The sequence below is a fragment of the Vreelandella sulfidaeris Esulfide1 genome (assembly GCF_054072535.1).
Map to the genome: position 1 here is coordinate 868185 of NZ_CM133364.1, position 12955 is coordinate 881139.

The following is a 12955-nucleotide window of genomic DNA, read 5'->3' on the forward strand; positions in this document are numbered from 1 at the left end:
TCTAGAGGGCAGGGTGCTATGCATACCGATAACCAAATAGTGGCGCAAACCCTAACCTGGGTGCGCACTTTTATCGTGGCGGAGAATATTTGCCCCTTTGCACAGCGAGAGTTGGAGCGAGAAACGATCCGCGTGGAAGTGGTGCGCTCAAAAAAAATGGAAGTGGCGCTGGAAGAGCTGATGGTTGAAGTGCAGTGGCTGGATGAGCATCCCGACACTGAAACGACGCTATTGGTATTTCCAACGCTGTTTAAAAACTTTGATCACTACCTGGATTTCGTCGAGCTTGCTGAAAGTATCTTGGTCGACCAAGGGTATGAAGGGATCTATCAGCTAGCCACCTTTCATCCCGACTACTGTTTTGACGGGGCTGAGTCGGATGATGCATCCAACTATACCAATCGTTCTCCCTACGCCATGGTTCATCTGCTGCGTGAAGAGAGTGTCGAAAAGGCCATTGAGTTTTACGGTGATACCGACGCTATTCCCGAGCGCAATATTGCCAAGTTAACAGCGATGGGCAGCGTTACCGCTGAACAGCAGCTTCAGCGTTGTTTTGTAGTGGGCAGTGAAGGGGAGTGAATAACGAGCTGATTCTTGCCTTTAGCTTTGGCAGCATACAGCGCATCATCTGCAAGCTGGAACACAGCGTTAATATCGTGCCCGTGTTGAGGCCACCAAGCGGCACCTAAACTACAGCCAACTCGTGCCTGCTCGTTTTCAGGTAATAAAATGGGCTGGGAGATAGAGCTTAACAAACGCCTGCTAATTTCATGGGATAGCATCTCCAGATGCTCGGGCTTGGTTTTAAGCACCATAACAAACTCGTCGCCACCTAAACGAGCGACTACATCACCACTGCGCAGTGCATTTTTTAATCGCTGAGTGATCTCAATCAGCAGTAAATCGCCCGCATGGTGGCCTAATTCATCATTGACCTGCTTGAAGCAATCCAAGTCGATGTAAATGACCACCATACTTTGATGATTTCTTTGCGCTTCAGGTATTGCAAGCTGCAAATACTGAGTTAGAAATGCACGATTAGGCAGGCCCGTCAGCGGATCGGTATTGGCTAAGTCTTCTAAGCGATTGATAGTGCTGCGCTGTTCCAGCAAGCGGCTAACCATGTCACGCATAGAGGTCGATAATCGTTTAAGTTCCGGGGAACCACTTTCGAGAGGAATGAAATTGTTATGTTCGCCATCGTGCATTTGATCGGCGGCTCTCGCTAAACGGGTAAGCGGCGCTGCCATTCTTGATGCCGTCAACCAGCCAATTATTGCAGACAGCAGTGCCAGTACGATACCTATTGCCATAATGGCTGTTTGCAGCTCCTCTACAGGCGCAAAAGCGGAAGTCACTGGTTTACGGCTAACGGCTATCCAGCCTAATCCAGGAAAGTCTTCAAAACCGCTGCTCCAGGCATAGCCTGTCACGTAGCGCTCGCCATCGGGCCACGTTTCAATGGCCCATTGTGGCGATGTTCGGGTGGGGCCAGCTATATGCTTCAGGCTGTTTAATGATTGGCCAATAAGCGCCTCTGGCCCTAACAGCACAGTGCCATCAGCTGAAAGCAGTAACAGCTCGGTATCTTGCCGCTGCTGGGCAGGAGAAAACATGGATTGCTGAATATATTCGGCCCACTCCCAGCTCAAATGGACTGCCAGCACGCCTAGAAATTCCCCCTGCGAATCATGCACCGGAGTAGCAATATCGACAAATTTAAGGGCTTCCCCGCTGGGATTGGGCAACAATTGGGCCAGTAGCACGGCCTCATGCACATCGCCTACCCAGAGCGATTGGCGACCTTCAAGAAAAACAGGCCGGGCGGCAATCGATTGCCCTTCAAGGATACCCCCCGTGGCAGCCTGCACTGTCCCTGTTGGGTCAGTGAAACCGATCCACGAGACAACATTATGGTTACTTTGTAAGAGCTCTAATTGTTCGCGCAGTACGCTTTTGTCAGCACCATTAGTGAGGGCTTGTATGCCAAGCAGCAATTTTACATCTTTGATGCGTGAATCCATGCTGCGGTCCAGCTTATCGACCATCTGGTAGGCTGATTCTGCCGCCGCATTACCAATGTTGGCTTCCATCTGCTGGGCCGATTCACGGGACGTCACCCAACCAAGTAGCAGCGCAGTAACAAAGACTAATATGGCAATCAAGGCGATAAAGCGCGAGCGCAGTGAGAAGCGTGAGATAAGCGAAGAAAGAACAAACATTACCAGATGCTTTCCCGTGTAAGTCGTGTGTCCAAATGGCGGCTGCGGCCTGTGGGTAATAAACAGCCAGCTATTTTAACCTACGTTAAATAATAAACCTTACCGGAAAAGCTGTGGAGTTGCTCAACGTTTATATAACGCTAAAACTCCTAAGTAGTCGGTATTCAAACGAGAGGGAGGGTAATGTGACTAGCCTTCATTAAGCGCCTTGTACATGACATGGGCATCGACAAGGCCAAGGCGAGCGTGGCGGTAAGCGTTAGGAACGGTGCCTACAATGCTAAATCCCAGCTTTAGCCATAGCGCAACCGCAATTTCATTCGCCGCCACCACGGCGTTGTACTGCATGGCCATAAACCCTAATTCTCTAGCTTGCTGTTGTGAATGCTCGCACATAGCGCGTGCGACTCCTCTTCCGCGCGCGGCGGGAGATACCATATAACCACAATTGCATATATGGTCGCCGGGGCCTGCTGCATTGGCTTTTAAGTAATAAGCCCCCAGCAATTGGCCACTTTCATCCTTGGCCGTGAAGCTTGCATGCGGCGTTACACACCATAGCTTCCGGGCGGCTTCGAAGCTGATAGCCGGATCAATCGCATAGGTTTCTTGCGCCGCGACAACAGCTTGGAACGTTGGCCAAAAACTGGCGAAGTCATCGTCGGACATCGGAGTAAAGGTTAATGAGGTCATAAATTCCCAGCGATACTTGTGAACAACTTCAAAGCGACCCTTGAGCGTCTCATTACGTCCTAGCGAGCGGCTTCAGCCACAATCTCGTAGCTGCGCAGCCGATCAGCATGATTATAAAAATCACTGTTTATCATTAGCTCATCGGCGCCGGTTTGTGCTTGGAACTCCTCGAGTCCTGCTTTAACGGTATCCGGTCCGCCGATAATCGCAGCGCCCAAAAACTGACTGACTTGAGCCTGCTCTACCGGCGACCAGTCCAGTTGTTCAACCGGTGGTTGAGACTGAGTCGGCTTACCTCGAATAAGATTTAGAAACTTCTGTTGTGCGGTGGTGGCCAAGTAATGCGCCATCGCATCGCTTTCAGCAGCCATCACTGGCAGGCCCACCATGGCATAGGGCTTATCCAGATGTTCTGAGGGACGGAAATTATCGCGGTATAAACGCAGAGCCTCAAATAAATACCCCGGCGCAAACTGAGCAGCGAACGCAAAGGGCAAGCCTAACTTGGCTGCCAACTGCGCGCTGTAGCCACTGGAGCCCAGCAGCCAAATAGGCACATGGGTACCTTGTCCAGGCACTGCTTTCACACGCTGATGAGGGGTTTCATCGGCTAAGTAGCTGCGCAACTCATTAAGTAGCTGTGGGAAATCGTCTACCCCGGCATGAGCGTTGCGACGCATCGCCTGCATGGTGGCGCCGTCTGAGCCGGGCGCACGACCCAAGCCCAAATCGATACGGCCGGGGTAGAGCGTTTCCAGGGTGCCGAACTGCTCGGCGATCACCAGTGGCGGATGGTTAGGCAGCATAATGCCGCCACTGCCAACGCGGAGTGTGGTTGTTTGGCCGGCAATATGGCCGATGAGTACGGCGGTCGCGGCGCTGGCAATACCCGCAATATTATGGTGCTCGGCTAGCCAGTAACGGGTATAACCGAGCCGCTCGGTTAACTGCGCCAGTGAAACGCTGTCGCGAAAAGTGTCAGCGGCGCTGCCACCCTGGCGGATAGGGGCCAGATCAAGGACGGAAAGCGCCGTGGAAGCGAGTTGGCTCATGGTTCACCTGCAAGTTAATTCGTGGGCGCGTAGCATCATTAATTACTTAGCGCGCTTGGTAATATCACGTTATGCGGCCAGCGCAGATGAATTACAAGGTGTAGGTTACACAGGTGGGAACGTGGCAAGTGCTGGTCCGCATGGCGCTTGCCGCTTACTCAAGCGGTGGGGTTGGGCGAATAAGGATTTCATTGATGTCCACGTGGGCAGGCTGTGAAAGCGCATACACCACTGCATTAGCGATATCGCGATCTTCTAACGCATGCTCCGGCGGTTCATCAAAAAAGGGAGTGTCGACCATCCCCGGTTCGATAAGTGTCACGCGCATGCCCGTGCCGCGTAGCTCTTCACGAAGATTATAGCCAATGCCAGTCACCGCCCACTTGGTAGCGCTATACATCGAGCCTGGGATGGTCGTGCGGCCTGCTGCTGAGCCCGTTAATAGGACATGGCCTTTGCTGCGTTTAAGGGCGGGCAAACAGGCCTGAATAGTAAGGCCGACACCGTAAATATTAGTAAGGATCATCTCACGCCATGCGTCGTGGTCGGCGCTACTAAAACCGCCGGGGGAGCCGCCGCGTCCAGCGTTGGCAAAGATAGCATCCAGGCGACCAAAGGTCTCAAGCGCATGTTCTACCATGGCCTGCTGCTGCTCAAAATTGGCGACATCCAGCTCACAAACCAGCACGTTTTCCGGTCCGAGTTCTTGAGCTAACGCGTTGAGTTTATCTTTAGAACGGGCGGCCAAAACCAATTTATAACCTTCCCGTGAGGCAGCTCGGGCGGTAGCTGCGCCGATGCCGCTGGATGCGCCGGTAATTAATAGCACGCCATGATGCATAGATAGCACTCCTTGCTCGTTTAGTGAGGTAGGCCTTTAGCATGGCTAAGGTGTCGACATCCTGCAAACATACGCCTAACCAGCTTAGTAACGCTTTGCTGATTTCCGCTAGCGGGAATGTGTCTCCTCTTTGCGTTTTAACATTGAAGAGAGATCGAGAATCGCTTGGGCCATATCCGCCATGCTTTTGCTTTGATCCATTGAGGTTTTACGCAAGAAACGATAGGCCTCTTCTTCGCTCATGTCTTGGTGGGCCATGATAAGCCCCTTGGCGCGCTCAATCAGTTTACGTTCACGCAGCGCCTTGCGGGTGTTTTCCAGCTCATCGCTAAGCCCTTGTAAACGGCTGGCCTGGGCCTGGGTGAGTTCAATAAGTGAGCGACCTAACGGCGAGGTGAGTGCGCTGGCGGTCAGATCGCCGAGTGGCGCAACGTTCAGCGCCAGTAGTTGCTCGCAAGGAGCGGGCGTAGGGCGGCAGGGCTCCGCCTGGGCTTTTTTTAAGGCGTCCTCTGCCTGGTTGATTTTGTGGTGGCAAAGCGCACTCAACTGTGTGATGAGCGCCTCCTCAACCGTTTTTATCGAGTCGATACGCAGCGTCGTCAGTTCGTACCAAGTTTCACCCAGCGTATCAGGCGTTTCTCTGGGCGGCGATTGCGCTGCAGTAGAGCGCTGGCAGGCGATGTCGCGCAGGTGGCAAATGCCTGCGAGTGTGCGCGGTGAAAGTTCTTTTTGCCATGACAGTTGCGCCTCAGGGGTAGCAAACTCCACAAAAGTGTCAAAGCAGCGCTGCTGATCCGTCATCAGTTGATTGAGCAGGGCGCGGTGGGGTTCATCGAAGTGGCCGTGGGTAAAGCCAAATGCGCCACAGGCGCGCTCCTGGCCAGCCAGTTCTTTGCCCTGCATTAAATGGAAAATGGCGACTAAGGTACGGGTAATGTCGGGGTCGATAGAGGTGTCAGCGGCCTCAAATACAATCGCCAGCAATCCACTGGTCAGTTGGTTAAAAGCCTGAGTGGCGGCATCAGGGGTGATCGCAAAGGTATCGATGGCTTGGCGAAGCGCGCCAAGTTCGTCGAGGGCATACCAAACGGCGGCAATACGACGTAGTAAGCGAGCGGCTGCCTGGGGCCGGGCCTCTTGGCTGAGTGCTTCCAGCCTTTGGCGCATTAACGTTTCGGCCTGTTGGCTATGCTGCCGGTAGGTGTCTCGGCGGGTTTTGAAGCGTTGTCCGTGAGACACCAGATAGATCGTCGATGCGCCCCGTTCACGCTGGAGCATATGAATAAAGTGGCTGATATCACCGACAATATCGGCGGCAGTGGCAAGATGCGTAAGATTGTCGATATCGCAACGGATGGCGGTTAAGAGCAGTTGCTGCGCTGAAGACATAAATATTTCCTCAATGACTCGCCGCCCAAAAGTAAGCACTCCCTGTGGCTAATCAGCTACATGGGAGCGCCTAGTCGTAAGCTTAACGTAATGAAAGTGCGCCCGCCCCAACGTCGTCACCAACCGCATCGCGGTAGGCTTTAGCCTCCTCGGCTTCGGTGGCATCGCTAAAGCGTACCAGCAGAACACAGGATGCCAACACAAGCACCGTTAGCCCTAGATAGAACAAGCCCTGCTGGTAGCTGAGGCTTTCGCTACGGAATAGAAATGCCGCGCCGACGGCGCCCACATTGCCTCCAGCGCCTACAATACCAGCGACGGCGCCCAGCGCTTTTTTATTGATGAACGGAACGACCCCATAAGTGGCGCCTTCGGCCATCTGCACAAACAGGCTGAACACCAACATGATGCCAATCGCGAGGCTGAGCACATGCATTTGCGAAAACGCTACCAAGGCGATGCCCTCGCAAATCAAGGCAATGAAAAGCCAGCGCACACGTCCTTTTAAGCCGCCCTGCTTAGCGAAAAGATCCGAGAAGACGCCGCCCAGGGTGCGCGCAAAAATATTCATTAGGCCAAATAAGCCCGCGATGAGGCCTGCCGTGGCCAGGGTAAGATCAAACTTATCAAAAAAGTAGATGGCTGCAATATTGTTGATCGTCAGCTCCACCCCAAAGCAGAGACCATATACAACGAACAATGCCCAAACGCGAATATCCTTAGCGGCGGCTAGAAAGCTCTGCTTGGCACCATTTTCACCGTTTGCTTCAGGCAACTCACCCCGGGCGCGCAGCTCGCTGAAATTCCCGTTAGGCGCGTCTTGGGTGAAAAGCCAGTAACCAATACCGGTAAAGAACATAACCACGCCAGGTACCATCATTGCCAGCCGCCAGCCAAAGGCTTCGTTAACACCTAGCATCAGCATGCCTGAGAAAATCAGTGGCATTAGGATTTGTGTCGTACCCCCGCCCAGGTTACCCCACCCGGCGCTGGTAGCGTTGGCGGTGCCGACTACATTGGGGGCAAACATCATAGAGGTATGGTACTGAGTAATCACGAAGGAGGCGCCAATAGCACCAATGGCTAAACGCGCCAGTAGAAAGGTTTCAAAGCTATCTGCTAAGCCAATGCCCATTACGGGGAGGGCGCCTAGTAACAGTAAGCCGGTATAGGTTTTACGCGGACCAATGCGGTCGCATAGCACGCCAATCGCAAGGCGCACAATCACCGTGATAGCCACCGACGCGATAATCGTATTGCCGATTTGTGTTTGGGTAAGCGAAAGGTCTTCACGAACGATCGCCATTAGAGGGGCGATGCCAAACCAGCCGAAGAAGCAGATATGAAACGCAAACCACGAAAAATGGAAAGCGCGCATTTGAGGGGTGGAAAAGTTAAATAGCCGAATGCGGTTTGCTTTATTGCGTATGTCCATGGGATGGCCTCACGGGGCATAAAACGAGTTGATCGCTACGCAAAACGCAGGAAATTAGCGTGTCGCGCCAGCAATTGACGAGAACATGCCTTCATCGTTGAAGGTCAGGCTCGACGCACTCGTACCCCATTGGGCCTGGTCCACGCCTACCACCACTGGTAAGCGTCATGCAGGTAGTTTGCCAGTTTATTATTTGTTTTTAAAAATCAAAATGTTAATTTGTTATTGAGTTTTCTGAAGTCAACGGAAGTCGTGAATATGCTGCATAATTGGGCATGCAGAGCATGTTCTGCGGCATCTTGGTGCTAGTCAGGAAGGCCCGGTGAAAACATTGAACCATGACGCCACGCTTAGCGCGTTATTCATGTAGGTAAACGGTATCTATATCGAGCGTAGAGTGGTGGCCTATGGCATCGAAGTGTTCACTTAACCAGCGTTCAGCAGCGGCCTGACCCTGCTCAAATAGGTGGCATAGAAAAGGCCACTCGGAATTGGATTTACTGGAGACGGAAAGTCCTTCAAGGGCTAGTTCACCGCTAATACGGTGAAACAATGCCTGTTGATAGCAGTTGACAATGCCCTGCTCATCGAGCGCGTGCTTAAGCAGCGCAATCATGCGGATCTCTTTAATGAGCGCCGAGTTAAAGGTGATCTCGTTGAGGCGGTTCATGATAGCCGAAGCTGATGTGGGCACCTCTTTACGGCTGATGGGGTTAATTTGTATGAGTAGAATGTCCCGTGCGCTGCACTCTTCCATCAGAGGGAATAATGCCGGGTTACCCATATAGCCGCCGTCCCAATACGCTTCGCCGTCGATTTCTACAGCCTGGAACAGAAAGGGCAAGCAGGCAGAGGCCATGACAGCATCAACACTCATTTCCTCGCGCCGGAAAACGCGCTGTTTACCTGTTCGCACATTTGTCGCCGCTACAAACAGCTTAAGTTGTTCACATTGGCGCACGCGCTCGAAATCGATATGGCTGGCGACGATATCGCGAAGCGGATTAATGTTGAGCGGATTGAGTTGATAGGGGGAGGCCACACGGCTTAACAGGTCCATGGCAATAAAGCCGGGTGAGTGATCCAGGCTCCAGTTGCCCGTCAATATATCCATGGGCGTACGGCGGATCGGGCTTGCCATACCCGCTCGGCTAACGGCTTGCCAAAAATCATGCAGCGCTTGTCGAGCCGTTTCTTTATCTCCCCTTGTTAGCGCATCGGCCATCACTACGCCGTTCATTGCCCCGGCGCTGGTGCCGCTGATACCCTCAATTTCAATTCGCTCATCCGCCAGAAGGCGATCAATGACGCCCCAGGTATAGGCCCCGTGGGCACCGCCGCCTTGCAATGCGAGGTCCAGCTTTTTGACCTGTGTCATGTACTTTTTCCCATTACCACTGGTGAGAAGACTGATTGCAATGAAACCAGCATGGCATAGGCGGTCAAAGAAAACGAAAAACTAGTTAGCTGGCTCCTCTGCGATAGGCATGCAAAAGCCAGCTCCCGGGGAGCTGTGCTTAAGCCAAGGGGCGTTTAAATATTGTTGTCTTCTTAAGGTGCCCCCGCGAGAGGTGAGTGGTGACTGGACGAGTAAGGTACCTCGTAGATAGCGTGTTCCATCAGATTATCCAATTGAAGAGCAAGCTGTTGGCTGGCTTCTTCCATCACGCCTAAGGCAGCTAACTGACCGTTGTGATCTCCCAGGCGGGCAAACTTAAGTGCCTCTGCGCCGCTTTCATGCATTCGACGATGCGGCGCCGCCAACGCTCGATAAGCTTCGGAACGTGCGTAGCGTTGGTAGCCTTCACCATGCTGGTGCCAGCGGCCTAAACGACATTGATGATAGTCTTCCAGTGGAATGTCCGTACTTGCAGACAACAGCTGCTTATAAAGCCGATATTTCCACACCGCATGGTCTAGCTTTGCAGAGTGTAAAAATGCAGCGGTGGCGCTGTTATGAATCACTTTGTGCATATGCTGTGTTTGATCAGCAAGCTGATGCAACGCCTGCTTGGCTGCATGCGCTGAGTGGGCAATCTCATCGTCAGCCTGACGCTTTTTAGCTATGGCATGCGAGTGTTCTTTAACTTGAGAATTCACTTGCTCCATCAGCACGCTGAGCTGGTGGCTCAATTGGTGCGTATCAAGTGCTAAGCGGTGTGCATCATCCGCAATGGTTGCTAGCCCTGGTGGCTGCTGGCTCGCTGAGCCAGCCGGCTCAAGAAGACCTTGGCTATGAGCCGTTTCTAGCGCCGTACTAACGGCTAACGCTTGGGCGCTGTCCGCATTACGAGCGAGCGCAACCTGCAGCTGTTTCAGTGCTTGAAGGGTGCTCGTCGTTACTAACGGCGAGGCGGATAACGCTTCGGTATGTTCAGTGTCATGGCATCGCTGAAGAAGGGTATTGACCGCTTGCTCGGCATTAACAATCAGGTTAAGCGTCTCCGTTAAGGTGGAGCGTTCACCGGCAAGCTGGTCGGCGTATTCTTGAACGCCGTTATTTAAAGAGGCCAGCATATCGGCCCCTCTCGCTTGTAATATGCTGATTGATTGCGCCGGTTTCATTAGGCTTAACAGACGGCGGCTGGGGGAAGGGGTAGCGGCTTCAAGCTGAGCGCGTAAGTCAGCAACCTCCTGTTCCAGGCGGCGAATTTTTTGGTAAGGGTGCATAAAGGTGAACATGTCAGAGACACCTACGGCAGTAAGCAATAATTTGTGTTGATTTGTCACAAAGTATTGCAGAGGGTTCCCTTGAACGCCTGTTTTAGCGGCTGAAGATGAAAAAATTCAACTATTGATCGCCTTTGAGGCTGAGTTTGTTAATGTTCCTCCTTGCAGGAGACTAGAGAGCGTTAGCGCCGGGCTAGCTGTGCGGGAGCTGCCGTGCAGCCTAGAAACGTAGAGCTGGTAAGCCACTCTGCATCAGGATAATAAGCGAAGACATATTGATCCTCTTTTAAGCTGTCAATCAGCGGGTAAGTTACCTCTACACGTACCGCCGGGCAGCCATGACTGCGCCCCAATCTCCCTGTTTGGGTAATGAACGCGTCGCTTACATAATCGGCACCGTGGATCACGATAGCGCGCTCAAACGCCATGTCGTTGACATTGGGTTCAAGGCCCTCCAAGCGCAATGAGTAACCATTGCGCCCGTAATAACTGTTCATGGTACGAAACAGCCCGATGCTTGATTGGTGGCTATCGGGGGTATTGGAAAACGTTTCGGCTTGGGCGTCGCCAGACCCTTGACCGTGAGAAACCAGCTCTTCGAAAAGCAGCTTATGCTGGCGTAAATCGAATACCCACAGGCGTGGTTCGGTAGACGGCAGTGAGTAATCGATCACTGCAAGGCGCTCGGCATTGGGCTCCGCGCAGTTAAGTGCCTGTGCGGCTAGCCGCAGTGCGTCAGGGCTCGCCTGGGGGGCCAGCTGAAGTAACTGATGATGTAAAGGCAGCACACCGGAAGGTGGTGCAGAATTAACCTGAGAAAAGAAGCTGTCTGCGTGTAACGGTAACGTAAGCAACGTAAAAGGTAGAGAAAATAATAACGTGGCAACGTTTAAACGAAGAGCCATAAAAGTCGATCCTACAAGCATTATCAGTCATGATGAAAAGTAGCCGGCTAATATAAAAAAACAGGGTCGGCCGAAGTGGAAGGCTATAGTAACGCAAGGAGAGGGCGATGAACGAGATACAGCCACTAAGACGATGGGCGATAGGGGTCGCTCTGTGTTTAACGCTTAGCCATAGCCCTTTAGGCATCAACAGTGCGTATGCGGAATCAGTACCGCTGGAGCAGGCGCTAGCTCAGCAATTAAGCACGGTGGAACCGCACCGTTTACCTATTGCTGAGTTCTATCAACTGCATAAGGGTCAGCTTGTCTGGCCGACAGCGGAAGCGGTTGAATCATTGGTGGCGGCGCTCAACAGCCTTGAAAACGATGGCTTGGTGCCAGAGGATTATCACGCTGATTCGCTGCTCGGTGAATTTCAGCGTAGCCAGGTAAGCGGCAATGATGCCCAGGTATCGTTTGATATTAAAGCCACTCAATCTCTGCTGCTGGCACTGGATCATTTAGAGCGCGGTAAGGTGAACCCGCGGGATGTCGAGCCCAATTGGGAAGCGCCGCGCCCTGAGCGTGGCTACTCGCTGCGACGTGTTGTGCATGCTATTGAAGATCGTTCGATTGATAACGCTATTGCGCTGGCCCGGCCCTCATCAGCCGAATACCAACAGCTGCGCGATGCCTTGAAGCAGCATTATCAGCTGGCTAACCTGGGTAGTCCACCTTACTTGGCTGCACGTGAAGAATCACTTCGGCCAGGGGATGAAGCCGATGATGTTAGCGTGCTGCGCCAACGCTTGGCACTGTGGGGGGATGCCGATGTATCGGTAGCCGACAGCAGCGCTTATCCGCTTATCGGTGTGCAGTCGGCACCTAACCGGCGGACCTTTGATGCCTCGCTAGAAGCGGCTGTCAAGCGCTTCCAACGACGCCATTTGTTACAAGAAGATGGTGTAGTGGGCGAACAGACCCGTCTGGCCCTCAATACCTCGGTGTCGACACGCATTGACCAGCTGCGGGTGAATTTGGAACGTGCACGTTGGATCGGTCCGATGCAGTCTGCTGAACCACAAGTGTGGGTCGATATTGCTGGCTATCGAATGCATTACGTGCGCCCGAACGGCCAACATTGGGATGCTCGGGTGGTGGTAGGGTCGCCACGTCGTGAAACGCCCATTATCCACTCTACCATCAGCCATTTAACGATTAATCCGTCCTGGACAATACCACCAACAATTATGCGCGAAGATGTGTTGCCTCGTGTGCGGGCGGATATCGATTACTTGGCGCAACAAAACATCCAGGTCATTAGCCTCTCCGGTGAACCGCTTGTGGCAGAAGAGATCGATTGGCAACGCCCTGGTGGCGTTATGCTGCGCCAAGTGGCGGGTGCGGGTAACCCGCTGGGTCGCGTTGTCGTCCGGTTTCCTAATGATGACATGATCTATTTGCACGATACCCCCGCACGCGGCTTATTTCAGCGTGACCGGCGGGCACTCAGTTCAGGCTGTGTTCGCGTTGAAGGCGTGGCTGAACTAGCGCAAATGCTGCTGCAAGACACTGGCAGTCGTTACCAAATGAGCACTTTATTGAGTGGGGGGAGCGATCTCAACGTACGCCTAACTCAGCGTATTCCTGTGGCACTTCACTATTTAACCGCGTGGCCAAATGCACAAGGTGAAGTGGAGTTCAGGCCCGACATCTACCGCCGTGATGCAACGCTGTTGGCAGCGTTACAGCGTTCTGTCTAATGG

11 protein-coding genes are annotated in these 12955 nt (G+C 53.0%); 2 read left to right on the forward strand and 9 right to left on the reverse strand.

What is annotated here, in order from left to right; translation table 11 throughout:
- Positions 1–18 precede the first annotated feature (18 nt).
- Positions 19–582: a DUF1415 domain-containing protein gene (locus tag ACW44H_RS04030; RefSeq protein ID WP_457507093.1), complete on the forward strand. Its 564-nt coding sequence runs from the start codon at positions 19–21 to the stop codon at positions 580–582.
- Here the strand turns inward: ACW44H_RS04030 and ACW44H_RS04035 are convergent.
- From ACW44H_RS04035 to ACW44H_RS04075, 9 genes are all read right to left on the reverse strand, one after another.
- Positions 546–2225: a sensor domain-containing diguanylate cyclase gene (locus ACW44H_RS04035; RefSeq protein ID WP_457507095.1), complete on the reverse strand. Its 1680-nt coding sequence runs from the start codon at positions 2223–2225 to the stop codon at positions 546–548. The two genes, ACW44H_RS04030 and ACW44H_RS04035, sit on opposite strands and share 37 nt — an antisense overlap.
- A 189-nt stretch (positions 2226–2414) precedes the next feature.
- On the reverse strand, positions 2415–2918 hold the full coding sequence (locus tag ACW44H_RS04040; RefSeq protein WP_457507097.1) for an N-acetyltransferase family protein: 504 nt from the start codon (positions 2916–2918) through the stop codon (positions 2415–2417).
- A 59-nt stretch (positions 2919–2977) separates the two neighbouring features.
- Positions 2978–3970 (reverse strand): LLM class flavin-dependent oxidoreductase, encoded by a 993-nt coding sequence (locus ACW44H_RS04045; protein WP_113268831.1) that lies wholly within the window; start codon positions 3968–3970, stop codon positions 2978–2980.
- Positions 3971–4124: 154 nt separating this feature from the next.
- The gene (locus ACW44H_RS04050) at positions 4125–4811 is read right to left on the reverse strand and encodes an SDR family oxidoreductase (protein ID WP_457507100.1); all 687 of its coding nucleotides are present in this window, start codon (positions 4809–4811) and stop codon (positions 4125–4127) included.
- 108 nt (positions 4812–4919) lie between these two features.
- Positions 4920–6200 (reverse strand): nitrate regulatory protein, encoded by a 1281-nt coding sequence (locus ACW44H_RS04055; RefSeq protein ID WP_113268833.1) that lies wholly within the window; start codon positions 6198–6200, stop codon positions 4920–4922.
- 82 nt (positions 6201–6282) lie between these two features.
- The gene (locus ACW44H_RS04060) at positions 6283–7635 is read right to left on the reverse strand and encodes an MFS transporter (RefSeq protein ID WP_457507102.1); all 1353 of its coding nucleotides are present in this window, start codon (positions 7633–7635) and stop codon (positions 6283–6285) included.
- A gap of 358 nt (positions 7636–7993) precedes the next feature.
- Positions 7994–9013, reverse strand: a complete 1020-nt coding sequence (locus ACW44H_RS04065) for a patatin-like phospholipase family protein (protein ID WP_457507104.1) — start codon at positions 9011–9013, stop codon at positions 7994–7996.
- A 173-nt stretch (positions 9014–9186) separates the two neighbouring features.
- Complete coding sequence (locus ACW44H_RS04070) at positions 9187–10317, reverse strand: CZB domain-containing protein (protein ID WP_457507106.1); 1131 nt, start codon at positions 10315–10317, stop codon at positions 9187–9189.
- A gap of 170 nt (positions 10318–10487) precedes the next feature.
- Positions 10488–11210 (reverse strand): murein L,D-transpeptidase catalytic domain family protein, encoded by a 723-nt coding sequence (locus ACW44H_RS04075; protein ID WP_457507108.1) that lies wholly within the window; start codon positions 11208–11210, stop codon positions 10488–10490.
- 107 nt (positions 11211–11317) lie between these two features.
- Between ACW44H_RS04075 and ACW44H_RS04080 the strand changes: the two genes are divergently transcribed.
- A complete protein-coding gene (locus tag ACW44H_RS04080; protein WP_457507110.1) occupies positions 11318–12952 on the forward strand; it encodes a L,D-transpeptidase family protein in 1635 nt (544 codons plus the stop codon).
- Positions 12953–12955: the final 3 nt, after the last annotated feature.